General features: G+C 73.0%; 15 protein-coding genes, 4 tRNA genes and 1 other RNA gene. 10 read left to right on the plus strand and 10 right to left on the minus strand.

The window, feature by feature from the left end; genetic code table 11:
• Positions 1 to 31: 31 nt before the first annotated feature.
• Positions 32 to 1,492, plus strand: a complete 1,461-nt coding sequence (locus tag Sri02f_RS31650) for an MFS transporter (protein ID WP_109004763.1) — start codon at positions 32 to 34, stop codon at positions 1,490 to 1,492.
• Positions 1,493 to 1,791: 299 nt separating this feature from the next.
• On the opposite strand, the gene purL is transcribed toward Sri02f_RS31650, so the two are convergent.
• The 3 genes from purL to purS are packed head-to-tail and all read right to left on the minus strand — an operon-like array spanning position 1,792 to position 4,996.
• Positions 1,792 to 4,050, minus strand: a complete 2,259-nt coding sequence (gene purL / locus Sri02f_RS31655) for a phosphoribosylformylglycinamidine synthase subunit PurL (protein WP_109004764.1) — start codon at positions 4,048 to 4,050, stop codon at positions 1,792 to 1,794.
• Entirely contained in the window at positions 4,047 to 4,727 is a 681-nt protein-coding gene (gene purQ / locus Sri02f_RS31660; protein WP_109004765.1) for a phosphoribosylformylglycinamidine synthase subunit PurQ, read from the minus strand. The genes purL and purQ overlap by 4 nt, the downstream gene beginning before the upstream one ends.
• On the minus strand, positions 4,724 to 4,996 hold the full coding sequence (gene purS, locus Sri02f_RS31665) for a phosphoribosylformylglycinamidine synthase subunit PurS (protein ID WP_020131278.1): 273 nt from the start codon (positions 4,994 to 4,996) through the stop codon (positions 4,724 to 4,726). Before purS ends, purQ begins: the two co-directional genes overlap by 4 nt.
• A 333-nt stretch (positions 4,997 to 5,329) precedes the next feature.
• Between purS and Sri02f_RS31670 the strand changes: the two genes are divergently transcribed.
• The 8 genes from Sri02f_RS31670 to Sri02f_RS31705 all read left to right on the plus strand — a co-directional run bounded on the left by Sri02f_RS31670 (position 5,330) and on the right by Sri02f_RS31705 (position 10,322).
• On the plus strand, positions 5,330 to 5,647 hold the full coding sequence (locus Sri02f_RS31670) for a histone-like nucleoid-structuring protein Lsr2 (protein ID WP_109004766.1): 318 nt from the start codon (positions 5,330 to 5,332) through the stop codon (positions 5,645 to 5,647).
• A 179-nt stretch (positions 5,648 to 5,826) separates the two neighbouring features.
• Positions 5,827 to 5,898: transfer RNA gene (locus Sri02f_RS31675), tRNA-Gly, on the plus strand.
• An 80-nt stretch (positions 5,899 to 5,978) separates the two neighbouring features.
• Positions 5,979 to 6,051: transfer RNA gene (locus Sri02f_RS31680), tRNA-Gly, on the plus strand.
• Between the two features lie 288 nt (positions 6,052 to 6,339).
• On the plus strand, positions 6,340 to 7,374 hold the full coding sequence (locus Sri02f_RS31685; protein ID WP_109004767.1) for an ABC transporter ATP-binding protein: 1,035 nt from the start codon (positions 6,340 to 6,342) through the stop codon (positions 7,372 to 7,374).
• On the plus strand, positions 7,371 to 8,186 hold the full coding sequence (locus tag Sri02f_RS31690) for an ABC transporter permease (protein ID WP_109004768.1): 816 nt from the start codon (positions 7,371 to 7,373) through the stop codon (positions 8,184 to 8,186). Before Sri02f_RS31685 ends, Sri02f_RS31690 begins: the two co-directional genes overlap by 4 nt.
• A gap of 83 nt (positions 8,187 to 8,269) precedes the next feature.
• Complete coding sequence (locus tag Sri02f_RS31695; RefSeq protein ID WP_109004769.1) at positions 8,270 to 9,604, plus strand: sensor histidine kinase; 1,335 nt, start codon at positions 8,270 to 8,272, stop codon at positions 9,602 to 9,604.
• Positions 9,601 to 10,209 carry a response regulator transcription factor gene (locus Sri02f_RS31700; RefSeq protein ID WP_069773560.1) on the plus strand — a complete coding sequence of 203 codons (609 nt, stop codon included), beginning with the start codon at positions 9,601 to 9,603 and terminating at the stop codon, positions 10,207 to 10,209. The genes Sri02f_RS31695 and Sri02f_RS31700 overlap by 4 nt, the downstream gene beginning before the upstream one ends.
• Before the next feature lie 37 nt (positions 10,210 to 10,246).
• Positions 10,247 to 10,322, plus strand: a tRNA-Gly gene (locus Sri02f_RS31705).
• Between the two features lie 45 nt (positions 10,323 to 10,367).
• On the opposite strand, the gene Sri02f_RS31710 is transcribed toward Sri02f_RS31705, so the two are convergent.
• The 6 genes from Sri02f_RS31710 to ffs form a co-directional block, all read right to left on the minus strand.
• Positions 10,368 to 11,267, minus strand: a complete 900-nt coding sequence (locus Sri02f_RS31710; RefSeq protein WP_109004770.1) for a phosphoribosylaminoimidazolesuccinocarboxamide synthase — start codon at positions 11,265 to 11,267, stop codon at positions 10,368 to 10,370.
• Positions 11,268 to 11,462: 195 nt separating this feature from the next.
• On the minus strand, positions 11,463 to 12,977 hold the full coding sequence (locus Sri02f_RS31715) for a N,N-dimethylformamidase beta subunit family domain-containing protein (protein WP_109004771.1): 1,515 nt from the start codon (positions 12,975 to 12,977) through the stop codon (positions 11,463 to 11,465).
• 434 nt (positions 12,978 to 13,411) lie between these two features.
• On the minus strand, positions 13,412 to 15,496 hold the full coding sequence (locus Sri02f_RS31720) for a M48 family metalloprotease (RefSeq protein ID WP_174855749.1): 2,085 nt from the start codon (positions 15,494 to 15,496) through the stop codon (positions 13,412 to 13,414).
• Between the two features lie 360 nt (positions 15,497 to 15,856).
• A complete protein-coding gene (purD, locus tag Sri02f_RS31725; protein WP_109004772.1) occupies positions 15,857 to 17,110 on the minus strand; it encodes a phosphoribosylamine--glycine ligase in 1,254 nt (417 codons plus the stop codon).
• 206 nt (positions 17,111 to 17,316) lie between these two features.
• A complete protein-coding gene (locus Sri02f_RS31730; RefSeq protein ID WP_109004773.1) occupies positions 17,317 to 19,788 on the minus strand; it encodes a DNA polymerase III subunit gamma and tau in 2,472 nt (823 codons plus the stop codon).
• An 89-nt stretch (positions 19,789 to 19,877) separates the two neighbouring features.
• An RNA gene (ffs, locus tag Sri02f_RS31735) (signal recognition particle sRNA small type) lies at positions 19,878 to 19,972 on the minus strand.
• Between the two features lie 72 nt (positions 19,973 to 20,044).
• Here ffs and Sri02f_RS31740 point away from each other — a divergent pair.
• Positions 20,045 to 20,132: transfer RNA gene (locus Sri02f_RS31740), tRNA-Ser, on the plus strand.
• A gap of 99 nt (positions 20,133 to 20,231) precedes the next feature.
• Here Sri02f_RS31740 and Sri02f_RS31745 read toward each other — a convergent pair.
• Complete coding sequence (locus Sri02f_RS31745; protein WP_109004774.1) at positions 20,232 to 20,630, minus strand: VOC family protein; 399 nt, start codon at positions 20,628 to 20,630, stop codon at positions 20,232 to 20,234.
• Between the last annotated feature and the right edge of the window lie 45 nt (positions 20,631 to 20,675).

Genomic DNA, 20,675 nt, shown 5'->3' on the forward strand with positions numbered 1-20,675 from the left:
CCAGTCCATGAATGCCGGGCATGGTGGTGCCATGACCGACACCCAACGCAAGATCGGCTTCCTCGTCTGCCTCGTCACGATCGTGCTGGCCGTGCTCGACATGCAGATCGTGTCCGCGGCCACCGTCCCGATCGTGCGCGACCTCGATCCCGCGCACGGCATGGACCGCATCCCCTGGCTGGTCAGCGCCTTCTCACTGGCGTCGGCCGCCGTGCTCCCGCTGTACGGCAAGCTGTGCGACGTCCTCGGCGCCAAGAGGGTGTTCCTGGCGGCCGTGGGCTCCTTCCTCGTCGGCTCGGCGCTGTGCGGGGCGGCCCAGTCGATCGGCCAGCTGATCGCCGCCCGAGCCGTGCAGGGGATCGGTGCCGGCGGCCTGATGAGCGTCACGATGGTCGTGATTGCCCAGCTCAGAGGGGTCGGCGAGAAGGACGCCAAGGGCACGGGCGTGGGCGGGGTCGTGGCCGGCGGCGGCATGGCGGTGGGTCCGTGGATCGGCGGTCTGCTCGCCGACCACGCGAGCTGGCGCTGGATCTTCTACATCAACCTGCCGCTCGGGGCCGCCGTGCTGGTCGTGGGCGCACTCGTCCTGAAGCTCCCCCGGCACGGCCGACGCCACCGCATCGACTTCCTCGGCGCGGGCCTGGCCGCCGCCTTCTCCACCGCTCTCCTGCTGGTCACCGAGTGGGGCGGCAAGCAGTACGCGTGGACCTCACCGCAGATCGCCACACTCGCGCTCGCCTCGGCAGCCACCCTCAGCCTGTTCCTGCGGCGGCAGGCCACGGCCGCCGAGCCGATCCTCCCGCTGTCCCTGTTCCGCGTCCCCGAACTGCGCTGGGGCTTCGCGATACAGGGTCTGATGGGCGCGGCCATGGTCGGCTCGATGTACTACGTGATGGTCTATCTGCAGGTGGCCCGCGGGATCGCGAGCTCCTCCGCGGGCCTGTACCTGCTGCCCATGGCGGCGGGCATGACGGTCGTGGGCATCGTCTCCGCCAAGCTCGCCGCGCGCGGCTGGGCCGAACGGACCTTCGCCATAGCGGGCTCGGCCGTCGCCGCGGTCGCCTTCCTGCTCCTGGCCACCCTCGGCTCGGGCACCTCGCTGTGGCTGCTCCGCGGCTACCTGCTGCTCATCGGCACAGGCTTCGGCCTCCTCCTCGGCCAGCTCATCCAACTGGTGCAGGACGCCGCCCCACGCCATCAGCTCGGCGTGGCCACCACGGGCGTCCGCTTCTTCCAGACCCTGGGAACAGCCCTGGGCGCGGCTCTCTTCGGCACCCTCATCACCAGGCTCTACGACGGCCCCGGCCCGCTCGCCTCCCTGCCGGGCGCGGCACGGACGGCGGCACTGGAGTCGTACGTCTCCGCCATGGACACCGTGTTCCTGTGCGGGGCCGGCCTGATGGCGGTGTGCGTGCTGCTGGCGGTCCTGCTGCCCACGTCGCGTCCGTCCACGGGCGCGCCCGAGCCGGCACGGGAACCGGTGGCGGTGTGACCGCCGTCCCCGAAGCCCACCCGCTCCCGTACGCTCCCACCCTCCCGGTCCTTGCGGTCCTCCCCGGTGCTCCCGTCCTCCGGTCTCCCGGCGTCCCGCGCTCCAGGCCCTCCGGCGCGCCCCGCCTCCAGGCCCTCCGGCCCTCCCCACCCTCCCGGTCCTCCGGCGTTCCGCCCTCCCGGCATGCCGCCTCCGACGCTCGCAGTGCGGACCGGCTCGCAAGGGGGCGGCCACGGCGAAGGGCCCGCCCGTGGGAACGGGCGGGCCCTTCGCCACCGCGGATGCAGGCGTCCAGGCGCTTACGCGAGCAGCGCCGGGATGGTGTCCTCGTGGGCCCTGCGCAGCTCCTCCAGGGACAGCTCGAACTCGCCCTGCAGCTCGACCGTGTCACCGTCGACGACGCCGATGCGGGTGACGGGCAGACCGCGCGCCCCGCACATGTCGTTGAAACGGAGCTCCTCGGAGCGCGGCACCGCGACGACCGCACGGCCTGCCGACTCGGAGAAGAGGAGGGTGAAGGCGTCGAGGCCGTCGGGCACGATCAGCCGCGCGCCCTTGCCGCCGAGCAGCGCCGACTCGACGACCGCCTGGATCAGACCGCCGTCGGACAGGTCGTGCGCCGAGTCGATCATGCCGTCGCGGGAGGCGGAGATCAGGATCTCGGCGAGCAGCCGCTCCCGCTCCAGGTCGACCTTCGGGGGCAGGCCACCGAGGTGGTCGTGGACGACCTGGGACCAGGCCGAGCCGCCGAACTCCTCACGGGTGTCGCCGAGGAGGTAGATCAGCTGGCCCTCCTCCTGGAAGGCGACGGGCGTGCGCCGGGCCACGTCGTCGATGACGCCCAGCACCGCGACCACCGGGGTCGGGTGGATGGCCGCCTCGCCGGTCTGGTTGTAGAGCGAGACGTTGCCGCCGGTCACCGGGGTGCCCAGCTGCTGGCAGGCGTCGGCGAGGCCGCGGATGGCCTCCGCGAACTGCCACATCACCGCCGGGTCCTCGGGCGAGCCGAAGTTCAGGCAGTCCGAGACGGCGAGCGGCTTGGCGCCGGTCGTGGCCACGTTGCGGTACGCCTCGGACAGGGCCAGCTGCGCGCCCGCGTACGGGTCGAGCTTGGCGTAGCGGCCGTTGCCGTCGGTCGCGATGGCGACGCCGAGGCCGGTCTCCTCGTCGATGCGGATCATCCCGGAGTCCTCGGGCTGGGCCAGCACCGTGTTGCCCTGCACGAAGTGGTCGTACTGGGACGTGATCCACTTCTTGGAGGCCTGGTTCGGGGACGACACCAGCCGCAGGACCTGGTCCTTGAGCTCCTGGCCCGACTGCGGCCGGGGCAGCTTGTTCGCGTCGTCCGCCTGGAGGGCGTCCTGCCAGTCCGGGCGCGCGTAGGGGCGCTCGTAGACCGGGCCGTCGTGGGCGACCGTGCGCGGGTCGACGTCCACGATCTTGCCGCCGTGCCAGAAGATCTCCAGCCGGTCGCCGTCGGTCACCTCGCCGATGACGGTGGCGATGACATCCCACTTGTCGCAGATCTCCAGGAACCGGTCGACCTTGCCCGGCTCGACGACCGCGCACATGCGTTCCTGCGACTCGCTCATGAGGATTTCCTCGGGCGAGAGCGTGGAGTCGCGCAGCGGCACGTCGTCCAGCGTCACGCGCATGCCGCCGGAGCCGTTGGAGGCCAGCTCGGAGGTGGCACAGGACAGACCGGCCGCGCCGAGGTCCTGGATGCCGACGACCAGCTTCTCCTTGAAGGCCTCCAGGGTGCACTCGATGAGGAGCTTCTCCTGGAAGGGGTCGCCGACCTGCACGGCGGGACGCTTGGAGGGCTTGGCGTCGTCGAAGGTCTCGGAGGCCAGGATCGACGCGCCGCCGATGCCGTCGCCACCGGTCCGGGCCCCGTAGAGGATGACCTTGTTGCCCGCGCCGGACGCCTTCGCGAGGTGGATGTCCTCGTGCCGCATCACACCGATGGCACCGGCGTTGACCAGCGGGTTGCCCTGGTAGCAGGCGTCGAAGACGACCTCGCCGCCGATGTTCGGCAGGCCCAGGCAGTTGCCGTAGCCGCCGATGCCGGCGACGACGCCGGGCAGGACGCGCTTGGTGTCGGGGTGGTCCGCCGCGCCGAAGCGCAGGGGGTCCACGACCGCGACCGGGCGGGCGCCCATCGCGATGATGTCGCGCACGATGCCGCCGACGCCGGTGGCCGCGCCCTGGTACGGCTCGACGTAGGACGGGTGGTTGTGCGACTCGACCTTGAAGGTGACCGCGTAGCCCTGGCCGACGTCGACGACGCCGGCGTTCTCGCCGATGCCGACGAGCAGCGCGTCGGACTGGGGGGCCTTCTCGCCGAACTGGCGCAGGTGCACCTTGGAGGACTTGTACGAGCAGTGCTCGGACCACATGACGGAGTACATGGCGAGCTCGGCGCCGGTCGGGCGGCGGCCGAGGATCTCCACGACCCGCTCGTACTCGTCCTTCTTCAGGCCGAGTTCGGCCCAGGGCAGCTCGACGTCGGGGGTCTCGGCCGCGTGCTCGACCGTGTCCAGAGGCGTCCGGCTCATGCGTTGACCAGCTTCTTGAGGATCGAGGTGAAGAACGGGAGACCGTCGGTGCGGCCGGAGCCGATGAGCGGCTCGACGGCGTGCTCCGGGTGCGGCATGAGACCCACGACGTTGCCGGCCGCGTTGGTGATGCCGGCGATGTCGCGGAGGCTGCCGTTGGGGTTGACGTCCACGTAGCGGAAGGCGACCCGGCCCTCCGCCTCCAGCTCGTCGAGCGTGCGCTCGTCGGCGACGTACCGGCCGTCCATGTTCTTCAGCGGGATGTGGATCTCCTGGCCGGCCGAGTAGTCGGTCGTCCAGGCGGTGTCCGCGTTCTCCACCCGCAGCTTCTGGTCGCGGCAGATGAAGTGGAGGTGGTCGTTGCCGAGCATCGCGCCCGGGAGGAGGTGGGCCTCGGTGAGGATCTGGAAGCCGTTGCAGATGCCGAGGACCGGGAGACCGGCCTTCGCCTGCTCGATCAGGGGCTCCATCACCGGCGAGAAGCGCGCGATCGCTCCGGCGCGCAGATAGTCGCCGTAGGAGAAACCACCGCACAACACCACGGCGTCGACCTGGTGGAGGTGCTTGTCCTTGTGCCAGAGAGCGACGGGTTCGGCCCCCGCGAGGCGGATCGCGCGCTGGGTGTCCCGGTCATCGAGGCTGCCCGGGAAAGTGACGACGCCAATACGAGCGGTCACTTCGCGGCCCCCGCGACGGCTTCTTCCGACTCGACCTTGACGGTGAAGTCCTCGATCACGGTGTTGGCGAGGAAGGATTCCGCAAGATCGTGGATGCGGGCGAGGGCGGCCTCGTCGACGGGGCCGTCAACTTCCAGTTCGAATCGCTTTCCCTGACGTACGTCGGAGATGCCTTCGAAACCGAGCCGCGGCAGTGCGCGCTGCACCGCCTGGCCCTGGGGGTCGAGGATCTCCGGCTTGAGCATGACGTCGACTACGACGCGCGCCACTGGCACTCCCGGTGGTGTGGTGCTGAGCTGGTTCCTGCAGGTGTCTCCAACAGGTGGCTTCAGACTACCCGCACAAAATTTCTACGCGAGTAGAGTTGGAGGAAGCTACGTGACGGCCATCACGATCCCGCATCGGCGGGGGATGTTCACGAAAAGTTACGGGAAAGATCCCCGACCATCCTCGGATACCTATTGCGCGCGGACACGCGGACAGATTTAGTCGGGCTTCACAATGCATTGCCGCGCACTGTACAAATGAATTAGAAATAGCCGAGACTCGGCGCGACGCCACGACTGAACCGTTTGTGGCGCCGGACGAAGGGACCGATATTCGTGGCGCAGAAGGTCGTGGTCACTCTCTTTGACGACATCGACGGCTCGGAAGCGGCGGAAACGATCGCCTTCGGGCTCGACGGCAAGTCGTACGAGATCGACCTGAATGAAGGCAATGCCGAGAAACTGCGTAAGGCGCTCGCGCCCTACGTCGAGGCCGGCCGCAAGCGGTCGAAGTCGGGCAAGGCCTACAAGCAGACGGAGGTCGCCCCCGACCCCGCGGCCGTCCGGGCCTGGGCCCAGGCCAACAAGATGGAGGTGCCGGCCCGCGGCCGTATCCCCAAGAAGGTCTACGAGGCGTTCACCGACGCCCAGTGAGCGAGGCACGCTGAGCGGCACCCGGTGAACGGCGCTCCTCGCGCCCTCCCCGCGGGCCCGGGCCGACGGCCGGTCACCCGCCCCTCGGACGACCCGACTTGCGCTGCACCCCTCCCGGTCGGCTAGAGTCTGGAGCACGCCGAGGGGCGAGGCCGAAAAGCCCAGCTCACGGAGTACATGCGGGTGTAGTTCAGTAGTAGAACATCCCCCTTCCAGGGGGAAGGCGCAGTGTGCAATTCCTGTCACCCGCTCTGCACCGCCGGTCTGACCAGTCTTCTGGATCAGGTAGGCTGGTGCTCGCGCCGATCGGTGAGAGCCGGTCGGAGGCAATGCGGACGTAGCTCAGTTGGTAGAGCGCAACCTTGCCAAGGTTGAGGTCGCGAGTTCGAGCCTCGTCGTCCGCTCGGGAATCAGACCCCGGTCCACTGGACCGGGGTCTTTTCGTGTGCCTTGAACGCGCCGTGCCTCCTGAGCCCTTCGTGCCCCCTGAGCCCCTCGTGTGCCCTGAGCCCCTCGTGTGCCCTGAGCCCCTCGTGTGCTTGCGTCCGTCGTGCGCTTGAGCCCGTCGGGTGCCTTGAGCCCTTCAGGGCGACCTGAGCGCACGGGCGCCGACGGCGTCGTCTGACATATGTCATACGGAGTGATGACACCTCGCACTGCTGCCGGCCGCCGCCCGCCGGGAGCCTGGAGGCATGAACACGAATGAACACGTGATCGAGGTCACCGGCCTCCGGCGTGTGTACGGGGGCGGGTTCGAAGCGGTCCGCGGAATCTCCTTCCACGTCGGCCGCGGCGAGATCTTCGCCCTGCTCGGCACCAACGGCGCCGGCAAGACGTCGACGGTCGAGCTGCTGGAAGGGCTCGCACGGCCCGACGGCGGACGGATCTCGGTGCTCGGCCACGACCCGTACACCGAGCGGGCCGCCGTACGGCCGCGCACCGGCGTGATGCTCCAGGAGGGCGGCTTCCCCTCCGAGCTGACCGTCGCCGAGACGGCGCGGATGTGGGCCGGATGCGTGAGCGGCGCCGGTCCGGTGGGGCGGGCGCTGGCGCTGGCCGGGCTCACCGCGCGGGCCGACGTGCGGGTCAAGCAGCTGTCCGGGGGTGAGCGGCGGCGCCTGGACCTGGCGCTCGCGGTGCTCGGCGAACCCGAGGTGCTGTTCCTGGACGAGCCGTCCACCGGTCTGGACGCCGAGGGCCGGCGGGACACCTGGGAACTGGTGCGCGCCCTGCGTGACGCGGGCACCACGGTGCTGTTGACCACCCACTACCTGGAGGAGGCCGAGAACCTCGCCGACCGGCTGGCCATCCTGCACAAGGGCCGCATCGCCGCCGCCGGGACGCCCGCCGAGGTGACCGCCGCCCAGCCCTCCCGGATCGCCTTCGAACTGCCCGAGGGGTACCTCCCGGGCGATCTGCCGCCGCTGGACGAGCTGGGCGTGTGCGGACACGAGCTCGACGGGCGCGTCATCCGGCTGCGCACCCGGCAGCTGCAGCGGGCCGCGACCGGACTTCTGGTGTGGGCGCAGCGGACCGGGCTCGAGCTGCGCCGGCTCGACGTGCGGTCGGCCTCGCTGGAGGAGGCGTTCCTGGGGATCGCCCGGGAGGCGTCCGGCGACACCGCGGCCGGCGGGATCGGCGAGAACCGTGAGATCGGCGAGATCGGCGAGAACGGCGAGAACGGCGAGATCGGGGATGCCGGCGAGGCAGAGGAGGCCGCGGCATGAGCGGGGTGACGGTGCGGGACACGGGCGGCCGTGCGGCGCGAGGAGCGGTCACGACTCCCGCGCGCCGGATGGCCGCCCTCGCGCGGGCCGAACTGACGCTGCTCGGCCGCAGCAGGAGCACACTCCTCACGGCCGTGCTCATGCCACTGGCGCTGCCGGTCAGCCTCGCCCCGGCCATCGGCGGCATGCACGTCCAGGACGCCGGGCTGACCGCCGGCCTGGTGCTGCTGCCCGCCGGGATCGGCTTCTCCCTGCTGTTCGGGGTGTACTCGGCGCTGACGGTCATCTACACCGCCCGGCGCGAGGAGTTGGTGCTGAAGCGGCTGCGCACCGGCGAGCTGCGGGACGTCGAGATCCTCGGCGGGTCGGCGCTGCCGGTCCTCGCGACGGGGCTGGTGCAGTCGGCGGTGCTGGTGGCCGGCTCCACCGTCCTGCTGGACGTGCCGGCCCCCAAGGCGCCTCTTCTCGCCGTTCTGGGCCTGCTGTTCGGCCTGGTGATGTGCGCGGCGCTCGCGGGGGTCACGGCCGCGGCGACCCGGACCGTGGAGAGCGCACAGGTCACCACGGCGCCGATGGTGCTCGTGTCGATGGCCTGCTCCGGGATGGCCGTCCCCCTGGAGCTGATGCCCCACGGGCTCGCCTCGGCCTGCGCCTTGCTGCCGCTGTCCCCGGTGATCGCCCTGGTACGCGGCGGCTGGACCGGCGCCCTGTCGGCGCACGACGCCCTGGGCGCCGTGGGAACCGCGCTGGCCTGGACCGCGTTGGCGGTGTTTGCTGTACGGCGGTGGTTCCGGTGGGAACCCCGGCGCTGAGGGGCACGCAGCGCCGGGAGCACGGACACGGGGAGCACCGGCGGCGCCGGGAGCACGGACACGGGGAGACGGGGGGCGCGCGGATGCGCAGGCCGTGGGGATGGTGGCGGCGCAAGAGCACGCCCGCGAAGGTCGAGACGTACACACGGTGGTCGTTCCACTTCTTCGCCGCGGCGGAGTTCATGGCGGTCGGACTGCCCTCCGTCGGGGGGCTCCCGGCCGGGCTGGGCCTGTGGCTGCCGGCGCTGACGCTCGCGCACTGCACGCTCGGCGCGGTGACGGCGTCACGGGCGCTGGACTGGACGCGCGGGAGCCGCCCCCGGCCCGTCCGGCTGCTGTGGACCTTCGCCGCCGTCACCGCGACGGTCGCCTTCGCCGCGGTCGGCGTCGCGGAGCACGGCCCGGACCACGAGAGCGTCGACGCCGCCGCGAGCGCCGTCCTCGGCGCCGTCCTGGCCTTCGGGGCCGGCTTCACCGCGCTCGGCGTGCGCCGACGGCGGCGGGTGCTCGCGGTCGTCGCCGCCTTCGCCTTGGGCGCGGGGGTCGTGGCGCTCCCGCTCGGACTGTCCGGCGCTGCCGTCCTGGCGGCGATGGCAGCGGTGTTCCTCGGCGGCGGAGTCCTCGCCTTCACCTCGGTCTTCTCGGCCTGGCTGCTCGACGCCGTCTTCCGGCTGGACGAGGCCCGTGACACCCGGGCCCGGCTCGCCGTCGCCGAGGAGCGGCTGCGGTTCGGGCGGGATCTGCACGACGTGATGGGCCGGAACCTGGCGGTGATCGCCCTGAAGAGCGAGCTGGCCGTGCAGCTGGCCCGGCGCGGGCGGCCGGACGCCGTGGAGCAGATGATCGAGGTGCAGCGCATAGCGCGGGAGTCGCAGCGCGAGGTGCGCGACGTCGTACGCGGCTACCGGGAGGCCGACCTGGGCGTCGAACTCGCGGGTGCGCAGGGCGTGTTGACGGCAGCCGGCATCGCCTGCGAGGTGAGCGGGGAGCCCGGCGGGCTGCCCGCCGCGGTGCAGTCCGCGCTCGGCTGGGTGGTGCGCGAGGCCACCACCAACGTGCTGCGGCACGGAGACGCGGGCCGATGCTCGGTGACGTTGCGAAGGACGGCGGGAGGCGTGGTGCTGACCGTGGAGAACGACGGGGCGGGGCACACCGACGCGGACGGCGGGACGGGACTCGCCAACGCGGGCGGCGGATCGGGGCACGCCGACGCGGGCGGTGGGTCGGCGCTCGCCGACGCGGGCGGCGGGTCGGGGCACGCCGACGCGGGCGGCGGGTCGGGGCTCGCCGGGCTGCGGGAGCGGCTGCGGGGGGTCGACGGGACACTGGAGGCCGGGCCCGTCGGAACCGGAACGTTCCGCTTGGTCGCCGAGGTGCCGCTGAGCGAGAAGACGGCTGTGAGAGAGGTCACTTCATGACGGTGCGAGTGCTGCTCGCCGACGACGAGCACCTCATCCGGGGCGCCCTGGCCGCGCTGCTGTCCCTGGAGGACGACCTGGTGATCGTCGCCGAGGCGGCCACCGGGCCGGAGGCGCTGGCGATGGCGCGGGCCCACGAGCCCGACGTGGCCGTCCTCGACCTGCAGATGCCGGGCGCCGACGGTGTGAAGGTCGCCACATCCCTGCGGGCCGAACTGCCCGGCTGCCGGGCGTTGATCGTCACCAGCCACGGCCGGCCGGGACATCTCAAACGGGCGCTTGCGGCCGGTGTGCGCGGGTTCGTCCCGAAGACGGTCAGCGCCCAGCGGCTCGCCGAGATCATCCGCACGGTGCACGCCGGGAACCGTTACGTGGACCCGGAGTTGGCGGCCGACGCGATCGCCGCCGGCGACTCGCCGCTGACCTCGCGCGAGGCGGAGGTGCTCGAACTCGCCGCCGACGGAGCGCCCGTAGCAGAGATCGCCGAGCGGGCCGCGCTGTCGCAGGGGACCGTGCGGAACTATCTGTCGTCGGCCGTCTCCAAGCTCGGGGCGGAGAACCGGCACACGGCGGTGCGGATCGCGCGGGAGCGGGGTTGGGTATAGTTGGCGTCGCGCCACGGCACGTTCACCACGGCGCAGTGCGGACGTAGCTCAGTTGGTAGAGCGCAACCTTGCCAAGGTTGAGGTCGCGAGTTCGAGCCTCGTCGTCCGCTCCATCGAAAAGGCCCCGGTCATCGACCGGGGCCTTTCGCATGGTCCGCTCACACCCAGGCGGTGCCCGTCAGACGCTCGTACGCCTCGACGTACTTCGCGCGGGTCGCGTCCACGATGTGCTGGGGCAGCGGCGGCGGGGCCTGCTCGCTGTGGCGGTCCCAGCCCGACTCGGCCGAGGTCAGCCAGTCGCGCACGAACTGCTTGTCGTACGAGGGCTGGGCGCGGCCCGGCTGCCACTGGTCGGCCGGCCAGAAACGGGACGAGTCCGGGGTGAGGACCTCGTCGGCGATGACCAGGGTCTCGCCCTCGAAGCCGAACTCGAACTTGGTGTCGGCGAGGATGACGCCCCGGTCGCGGGCGATGTCGCGGGCCCGGCCGTAGACGGCGAGGGTGGCCTGACGGAGCTGGGCCGCGGTGTCGGCGCCGACCTGGCGGGCCACCTCCTCGTAGGAGACGTTCTCGTCGTGCTCGCCGACGGCGGCCTTGGTGGCCGGGGTGAAGATCGGCGCCGGGAGCTCGCTGCCGTCGACCAGGCCCTCGGGGAGGGCGAGGCCGCAGACCGTGCGGGACTCCCGGTACTCGACGAGGCCCGAGCCGGTGAGGTAGCCGCGGGCCACGCACTCGACCGGGATCATCCGCAGCGACTTGCAGATCAGGGTGCGTCCGGCCCAGTCGGCGGGGGCGCCGGCGGGCGGCTCCGTGCTCAGGACGTGGTTCGGGACCAGGTCGGCGAGCCGGTCGAACCACCACAGGGAGAGCTGGGTGAGGATGCGGCCCTTGTCGGGGATCTCGGTCGGCAGCACCCAGTCGTAGGCGGACGTGCGGTCGCTGGCGACCATCACGAGGTCGCCCGCCTCGTTCTGGTACAGCTCGCGCACCTTGCCGGTGTGCAGATGCACCAGGCCCGGCACCTGAAGCGGCTCGGGCTTTTCTACGAATCCGGACACGGTTCCTCCCCGTGGTTCTGACCTGGAGGATCGATTGTCCCTTAGTTCAGGATTGATCTGGGACGCCGGGTGGCGGGACCGCCCGGAACGGCGGGCGGGACGGGGGCTGCGCGGGGTCCGAGGGGACGGACGGGAGGTAGACGGGGGCGGGGCGGGGGCAGGCGGGGGTTGCGCGAGACGCGAGACCGGAGAGGGTCAGTCGCGCTTGCAGATGCGGTCCAGGAGGTTGGCCGTGGCGCGCTGGACCCGGGGGTCCACATGGCCGGGGCGGTCCAGGGCCGGCGACCAGGCGAAGGTGCCGGAGGCGAACACCAGGGCGCCCGAGGGGGCGCGGTAGAGGGAGGTCTCCTGGTGGCGCAGGACACCCTCGCCGTCGCGGTACGGCGAGTGGGCGAGGAGGATGCGGTCCTCGTGCCGCGGAAGCGGGGTGCGCGGGAAATAGCGGTCGGCCTCGCCCGCGACCAGACCCTCGATGCGCTCGCCCTCGCCCGTGCCGGTCGCCTCCCACAGCCAGTGGTCGGCGTTGCGGACGATCAACGGGTTCGGCTCGGGCACCCGGCCCGCGTACTGGATGCCCAGCAGCTGCTGCTCGGCGCGGTCGATCTCCCGCCACAGCACGGGCCTGCCGGGGCCCCTGCGCTTGCGGCAGGTGAGCAGCCGGCTGGGGACGCCGGACGGCGACGGCCCCAACTCCACCTGCCAGTAGACGGAGTTGGCGGACAGGAACACGAGCGAGGTGCCGCTGTCGCGGGCGAGTTCCACGGTCCTGCGCATGTTCGTGGACCAGTACTCGTCGTGGCCGGGGAAGACCAGGCCCCGGTAGCGGCCGGGGTCGATGTGACCGGCGTGCAGATCTCGGGCGTCGGCGTAGGCGAGGTCGTAGCCGTAGCGCTCGGCCCAGCGGATGAAGTCGTAGGCGTGGCCGACGTGCAGGGGTAGGCCCGCGCCCGCGTACGGCCGGTCGAAGGAGACCGTGGTCGCCGCGTCGGCCTCGCCGAGGAGACGGCCCTTCTCGTCCCAGGCGTGGTAGAGGCTGGCGCCGGTGCGGCCGTCCTCGGGGTAGAGGTTGTAGGCCTGCCAGGTGATGTCGGGCAGCAGCAGGAGCAGGTCGGCGGGGTGCTGGTCGCGGACCGTGAAGGGCACGTGGGAGCGGTAGCCGTCGACGGTGGTGAGGACGGCGACGTACGCGCCCACGTTCCAGTACGACGGGACCTGCAGACGCCAGGAGAGCCACCAGTGGTGGCAGGAGACCGTGCGGTCGGCGGTCAGGGGCGGCGGCTGGACGATGCCGGACAGGCGCGGGCTGGTGGTGATCTTGGCCGCGCCGTCGCCGTCGTAGTGGCCGATGCGGTAGACGTCGACGCTGAATTCCTGGGGTGGGTCGACGGTGACGTGGAAGTCGACGGCGCCCCCGGGAGCGACCGCGCCCGTCGAGACGAACCCCTTGATCTGACGGCCCACGTCGTCGGCGGAACGGGGGCCGCCGGCCCTCGGAGCGGGGCGGGGGCCGGGGATGCGGGGAGCGCCCTGCGCCGCGACGGGCACCGCCGGGTCCACGTACCAGGGGACCACCTGGCCGGTGTCGTCGAAGTACGTCTCGCTGCCGCGCAGCCAGGGCACCGGGCCCTGGCCGAAGGGGTCGGTCACGGCGTGGGCCAGTGCTCCCGACTCCCATCGGCGGATGTGCTCCGGTCCTGGTCCGGGTCCCATGGTGCTCCCCTCCCTCGTGCCCCCGTGATGGCTCGTACGGACGTGACCGCCGTGTGTGTTCGGTCTTGTGCGGCCTGTCCTATGTCGCAAGCCCTTGCCATGGGCTCTATCGATCCCAGCACATCACATAACGCGCGCAGGCAGTCACTATTCGTTGCGAATTGGCCGAAAGTGGAATTCGCTCCTCCGATAGCCCCGGCGGCGGACGCGGGGCGGGACGAGACGGGGCTGGACGGACGCCTGCGGTGCACTGGGCAGGGGGCCCTGGGTCGTAATCCGTGGGCCGTGGGCTTCGGGCCTCGGGCTTCGGGCCTCGGGCCTCGGGCTTCGGGCCTCGGGCTTCGAGCTCCGGGAGGCTGCGGGTGGTGGGGTGGAAGGCTGCGGGCTGCGACAGCGGGGCGGTGCGGCCGGGGCGGCGGTGCGGCCGGGCGTGGTCAGCCCAGCCGCACCGGCTTCTCCGGTCGTATGCCGAGCTCCACGAGCCAGGTGCGCAGAGGGGCCGCGTCGCCGTCCTCCACGAGGCTGAGGACCCGGGGGGTCAGGTCGGGCACCCGCTCGCCGTCGACCAGGAGGGTCGGCCCGTCGAGCCAGTCGAGGCCCGGCGTCGCGCCGACGGTGTCCATCGCGGCACAGCAGACCATCGCCGTGACGTGGTCGGCGAGGAGCTCCCGGTCGGTGCGCGGGGGCTGGAGGGGGAACAGCGGGAACGCGGTGTCGTCCCAGAGGGCCGAGTCGGGCCCCTGACCGGCGGCGAGCGGCCCGGCGCCGGCCGCGGGCACGACCGCCGCCTCCTCCCGGCCGACCTCGGCGCCGAGCCGGGCGGCCAGCGCGGCGCTGCGGGGGTTGGCGGGCGGGGGGTCGTCGTTCCCGTCGCTGTCGGGGCCGAAGGCGGAGACCAGGCGCGCGAGGTCGGGGGCGGTCTCCCGGTGATCGGTGGACGCCGCCGCGGGGGCGGGGCCGGGGCCGGCCTCAGGAGGGATGAGGGGCTCCCCCGGGGCGGCGGAAGAGGGCGCGGAGCCGGAGGAGGGCGAGGAGCCCGGATTCGGGTTCGGGCTGGGGGCCTTGTCCGCCGCCGGGGCCGTACCCGTCAAGGGGCGCGTGCCCGCCGAGGGGCCCGTGCCCGCCGAGGGACCCGTGCCCGCCAAGGGGCCCGTGCTCGTCGGAGGCTGTTCCGCCGGCCGGTGGCCCGGGTCCGACGTGCCGTACGTCGCTCCAGGGGCCGGGGGGAGGCCGTCCGTGAGGTGGTCCAGGACCCTGGCCAGGGTGGGGCCGCCGGGGTGGCGGACGGTCGCGGGGTCGGGGGCGCGGCGGACGCCGAGGGCGTCCAGGACGCGGTGGAGGCGGGCCGCGTCGGTGCGCCACTTGCGGTCGACGACCTCGTCCGGGTAGTCGTCCCAGGCCACCGGGGACCAGTCCGGGCCGGGCTCCGCGGGGCCGCCGTGGAAGAGTCGGGCGGCGAGCAGCGAGGCGGCCTCGTCGACGGTGCCGGGCTCTTCGAGCAGGTCGCAGGCGGGGCGTTCGCCGAGGCGGGAGGCGAAACCCTCCGCCAGCCGGTCGCGCCGGGACAGCTCGGTGAGCGCCGCGACGACTCCCGCGTCCAGCCGGGAGGGCCAGCGGCCCATGCGCCAGGCCGGCAGCGCCACGCGGGTGAGCAGCCGGTCCCAGCCCGCGTACGCCAGGCCCACCTGTTCCTGGGCGACGATGCGCAGCCCGTAGTCCACAGCCTGTGCGCGCTCGGCGGCCGCGGCGGCCACCCCGCGTTCCATCTCGCCGACGTGCAGCTGACAGCCGCGCAGCATCAGGCGCGCGACCCAGCCGATGCCCGAACACGCGGGCCGCAGGACGGGCCGCCGGCTGCCCTGGTGGGCGCAGACGGCCACGGCCGCGTCCAGCCCGCGCACGAAGCGCCGGGCGGCGGCTATGTCGGGGTGCGCCGAGGGGCCCGTGCCGGCCACGACCGGTGCGAGGACGGCGCGGAGCTCGCCGACGCGCATCCACCACAGGAACGGGGAGCCGATGACGAGGACGGGCGCGGCCGCCGTACGCCGGTGGAGCGGTCCGTGGGCGCCGCCCGGACCGGCTATCTCGTCGCCGTCGCGGGGCGGCGGCGGGCCGTGGGCCGCATGGGTGCGGTCCTCCAGCCAGCTGTCGCAGTCCGGGGTGAGGGCTATCGCCGAGGGCGCGGGAACGTCGAGGCGGTCGGCCAGGTCGCGGACCAGCCGGTACAGATCGGGGGCCGCTCCCTCGGCGACGGCCACCGTGGGGCTGACGGCGGGCCGGGCCCGGGCGACGACCAGCCCGATCACCGCGGCGGCGAGCAGCACGACGGCGGCGACGGCGCCCACGACCGCGCGTGCGCTGTCCCAGCCCGGGCCCACGAGGTGCCCGGTGGCACCGCCCGCGCCCAGGATCACGGCGGCTGCCGCGGGCAGCAGCGCGACGGCCAGCGCCCGGCTGCGGATGCGCAGCACGGCCAGTGCCCGGGCACGGGCTGCCTGCGCGCCCACCTCCACACCCATACCGGTCACGACCGGACGTCACCCCCTCCCTGCAGTCCTGTGGCCCCCGGCTGTCTTCGCAGTGCTCACTCCCCCACTGTGGCACCGACCACTGACATCGCAATGCCGGTGGGCCAAGTGCCGGAACGAGGGCCGGGAGGCTTGCGCCGCACCCTAGTTGGCGGTCCGGCCCCCGTCAGCCGGATGCTGGAGCGTCACTCGATGGAATTGCTTTGGGGAAAGGTGTATGACGCTGGGCAACGATCAGGCCCCGGGTTCCCTGGACCCTCCGTGCGGAGGGCCCTGGTGACCCGGGGCCTGAGAAACACCTGGTGGAACGCCGGCCGGAGGTCCGGTACCGGGCCTGTGGCGGGAGCCGCGTTACGCGTCGGCCGCCGCCTTCGCGGCGATGTCCGTACGGTGCTGGGAGCCGTCGAGGCCGACGCGCGCGACCGCCCGGTACGCGCGGTCGCGGGCCTCGGTGAGGTCGGCGCCGGTCGCGGTGACGGACAGGACACGGCCGCCGGCGCTGACGACCGCGTCGCCGTCCCGCTTCGTGCCGGCGTGCAGCACGTACGCGTGCGGGGCGTCCTCGGCGGCCACCTCGGCGAGCCCGGTGATCGGGTCGCCGGTGCGCGGGTCGCCGGGGTAGTTGTGCGAGGCGATGACGACCGTGACGGCGGCGTCCTCGCTCCAGCGCAGGGGCGGCAGGGCGGCGAGCTCACCGGTCGCGGCCGCCGCGAGGACGCCCGCCAGCGGGGTCTTCAGCCGGGCCAGCACGACCTGCGTCTCGGGGTCGCCGAAGCGGGCGTTGAACTCGATGACGCGGACACCGCGGCCGGTGATCGCGAGGCCCGCGTACAGCAGCCCGGAGAACGGGGTGCCGCGGCGGCGCATCTCGTCGACGGTCGGCTGGAGAACGGTCTCCATGACCTCCTCGACCAGCTTCGGGTCGGCCCACGGCAGCGGCGAGTACGCGCCCATGCCGCCGGTGTTGGGGCCCTCGTCGCCGTCGAGCGCGCGCTTGAAGTCCTGGGCGGGCTGCAGCGGGACGACGCTCACGCCGTCGGTGATCGCGAAGAGGGAGACCTCCGGGCCGTCGAGGAACTCCTCGATGACGACCCGGTCGCAGGCGGCGGCGTGCGCGGCGGCGGCCTGCGGGTCGTCGGTGACGACGACGCCCTTGCCGGCGGCCAGACCGTCGTCCTTGACGACGTACGGCGTGCCGAAGGCGTCCAGGGCCTCGGCGACCTCTTCGGCGGTGGTGCAGACATAGGAGCGGGCGGTCGGCACACCGGCCGCCGCCATCACATCCTTGGCGAACGCCTTGGAGCCCTCCAGCTGCGCGGCCTCCTTCGAGGGGCCGAACACCGGGATGCCCGCCTCGCGCACGGCGTCGGCGACACCGGCGACCAGCGGCGCCTCCGGGCCTACGACGACCAGTTCGGCGCCGAGTTCGACGGCCAGCGCGCGGACGGCCGCGCCGTCCAGGGCGTCGACCTGGTGCAGCTCGGCGACCTCGGCGATGCCGGCGTTGCCGGGCGCGCAGTGCAGCGCGGTGACGGCGGGGTCGAGGGACAGTGAGCGGCACAGGGCGTGTTCGCGGGCGCCGCTGCCGATGACGAGGACGTTCACGGGGGTCAGCCTAACCGGCGCGGGCGGCGCGCTTTGTGCGGGCCGCCGAGGGACCAGGGCCGGGGGCCCTGTGCGTTCCTCCAAGCGCGACGCCGTTTCCGAGCGCGGCGTCGCTCCGAGCGCGGCGTCGCTCCGAGCGCGGCGTTCCACCGACGGCCGCCGGGCCTTCCGCCAAACCGACCGGACCGACCGGACCGACCGGACCGCTACTCGTTGGTGAACTCCTCCACCACGGTCGCTCCCAGCTCACGCACGATCAGCTCGTAGCCGGAGAGGGCGGACTCGTTGAGGTCGGGATCGTCGTCCTCGGGGGTGTCGTCCTCGGGGGCCACCGGCTCCGGGGCGGGGGGACGGGACGGGCCCGGCGCGGAACCGGCGGGCGCGGAGAACTGCGTCGCCGCCGAGGAGGGTCTGTGCTGGGCCGGGCCGCCGCCCCCCGGCCCGGCGGCCGAGGCCGGGGAAGAGGAGGAGGCCGACGGGTTCGCCGTCCCGCCGTCGCCGTGCCCCCCGTAGCCGACGGAACCGCCGGAGCCCGCGGAGCCGCCCTGACTGCCGTAACCGCCCGCGTTGCCGGGGCCGCCGGATCCACCGGACCCGCCGGGTGTCCCGTAGCCGCCGGGAGCGCCCGCGCCGAAGCCGCCGCCACCGCCGCCGCTGAAGCCGCCGGACGGCGAGGGGCCCGAACCGCCGGACGGGTCGACGACCGCGTCGATCTTCCACTGGACGTTGAACTGCTCGGCCAGCGCCTGCCGCAGCACGTCCTCGCTGCCGCTGCTCGTGAAGTTGTCACGGGCTCCGGCGTTGACGAAGCCGATCTGGAGGGTCGTGCCGTCGAAGCCGGCGACATGGGCGTTCTGGCTGAGCAGGATCCAGGTGAAGCGGCGCCGGTTCTTGACGGCTTCGAGGATGTTGGGCCAGAGCATGCGGGGGTCGGGACCGCCGGAGGGGGGCGCGTACCCGGCGGGCGCGGCCGCCGACGCCGGCGCGGGGGCGGCTGCCGGAGCCGAGGCCGCGGGACCCGCCTGGGGGGCGGGGGCCGGGCTCGCCGGGGGCCGTGCGCCGCCGCCCGCGGGTGCGGCCGTGGGCCAGCCGCCCGGTCGCCGCCCGCTGCCGACCGCCGTGGCGGTGGGCCAGGCGCCCGGAGCGGGCTGGGCGGGAGGCTCGTCCGCCGGCGGGACCGCCTGGGCGGCGGCGGGCGCGGGAGCGGGAACCGGTGTGGGCGTGGGCGTGGGTGTGGGCGGTTGCGTCGGAGGGGCCGCGGGGGGAGCGGCCGGGGGGTGGTCGGGCGCGGTGGGCGGCGCGGACGTCACGGCCGGGGAGGGCGCCGCGGCCTGGCCCGGTCCCTGGCCCCGCACCGCCGCGCGGGCCGCGGCGGCCCCGCCGCCCGGCGGGATCGACGCGTCGTCGGCCATGGCGCCGCCGCCGTGCGCCTGCGGCCCGGGCACGTACCCCATCGCCGGCATGGCGGGCGCCCCCTGCACGGGGCCCTGCCCGGACGCGGCGCCGCCCGGTGAGAAGTTCACGCCGCGCTCGATGCGGTCGAGGCGGGCCATGACGGACCGCTCGTCCCCATAGGCGGCGGGCAGCATCACGCGCGCGCAGATCAGTTCCAGCTGGAGGCGGGGCGAGGTGGCGCCGCGCATCTCGGTGAGGCCCTCGTTGACCAGGTCGGCGGCCCGGCTCAGCTCGGCGGCGCCGAAGACGCCGGCCTGGGCCTGCATGCGCTCGATGACGTCGGCCGGGGCGTCGATCAGCCCCTTGTCCGCCGCGTCGGGGACGGCGGCGAGGATGACGAGGTCCCGCAGCCGCTCCAGCAGATCGGCGACGAACCGCCGGGGGTCGTTGCCCCCCTCGATGATCCGGTCGACGACCTCGAAGGCGGCGGCCCCGTCCCCCGTGGCGAAGGCCTCGACGACGGAGTCCAGCAGCGAGCTCTCCGTGTAACCGAGGAGGGAGGTCGCCATGGCGTATGTCACACCCGCGTCGGTCGCACCGGCGAGCAGCTGGTCCATGACGGACATGGAGTCACGCACGGATCCCGCGCCGGAGCGCACGACCAGCGGCAGCACCGCCTCGTCGACGGGGATGCCCTCCTGCCGGCACACCTCGCCCAGGTACTCCCGCAGCGTTCCCGGCGGCACGAGCCGGAACGGGTAGTGGTGCGTCCGCGACCGGATGGTCCCGATGACCTTCTCGGGCTCGGTGGTGGCGAAGATGAACTTCAGATGCTCCGGGGGCTCCTCGACGACCTTGAGCAGCGCGTTGAAACCGGCCGACGTGACCATGTGGGCCTCGTCGATGATGTAGATCTTGTAGCGGCTGCGGGCAGGGCCGAAGAACGCCTTTTCCCGCAGGTCACGGGCGTCGTCCACACCACCGTGGGAAGCGGCGTCGATCTCGATGACGTCGATGGAGCCCGGGCCGTTCCTGGCCAGGTCCTTGCACGACTCGCACTCTCCGCACGGCGTCGGCGTGGGCCCCTGCTCGCAGTTCAGGCACCGGGCCAGGATCCGCGCGCTGGTGGTCTTCCCGCATCCACGCGGCCCGCTGAACAGGTACGCGTGATTGACCCGGTTGTTCCGTAGCGCCTGCTGCAGCGGGTCGGTGACATGCTCCTGCCCGATGACCTCGGCGAACGACTCCGGGCGATAGCGGCGGTACAGCGCGAGAGACGACACGCATACGAGGTTATAGGCGACCGCTGACATCGGACCCACGCCCGGTTCCCGCCGGCCCCCGCCCGACCGCCGCCCGGTCCCCGTGAACGCAAAGCGCCCCCCACGCACCCGCCAGAGCCGACCTACCCTTGCTGCCTTCCGGCCCTGGGGGAGTTCAGTCAGATAGCGCCGCGTGAGGGGCTCCGCACAGGCTACAGGATCTGAGCGGGGGGAACGAGTTCGCGAGCACTCCTCAACGTCTTGTATTGTTTGCCGCGGAGGATTCGCCTAGAGGCCTAGGGCGCACGCTTGGAAAGCGTGTTGGGTTCACACCCTCACGAGTTCGAATCTCGTATCCTCCGCCAGTGCCTCACCGGGCACGATGTCGAAGGGCCCCACCGTTCGCGGTGGGGCCCTTCGTCGTACGCGCGCACTCGGTGGCGGTCGCTCTGTCCCGTGCGGATTCAGCGGGCGAACTTCTCGATGGCGGCCGGGGTCACCGGGGTGAAGAAGTTGACGAGGTTGCCGTCGGGGTCGCGGAAGAGGAGCGACCGGTTGCCCCACGGCATCGTGGTGGGCTCGTTGACGAAGTCGGCGACGAAGACGGAGAGGTCCGCGTGCACGCGGTCCACGTCGTCGACGAGGAACTCGATGATCACGCTGTGGTTGTCCGCCGGGCGGGCGGACCCCGGAGCGGACAGCGCGATGGTGCGGGCGCCGGCGATCGCCAGGGTGGCGTTCGGGGTGGTGAGTTCGGCGAAGTCCTCGGTGGCCCAGGTCGCCGGCACCCCCGCGGCCTTCTCGTAGAACGCGACCAGGCGTGCGACGTCGCTGGTGACGATGCGGATCGAGACGAAGTCCATGGTGTTCTCCCAGGTCGGTGGAGTCGCTGTACGCCGCAGACTAGG

It is taken from the genome of Streptomyces rishiriensis, assembly GCF_003112535.1.
GTDB lineage: Bacteria > Actinomycetota > Actinomycetes > Streptomycetales > Streptomycetaceae > Streptomyces > Streptomyces rishiriensis.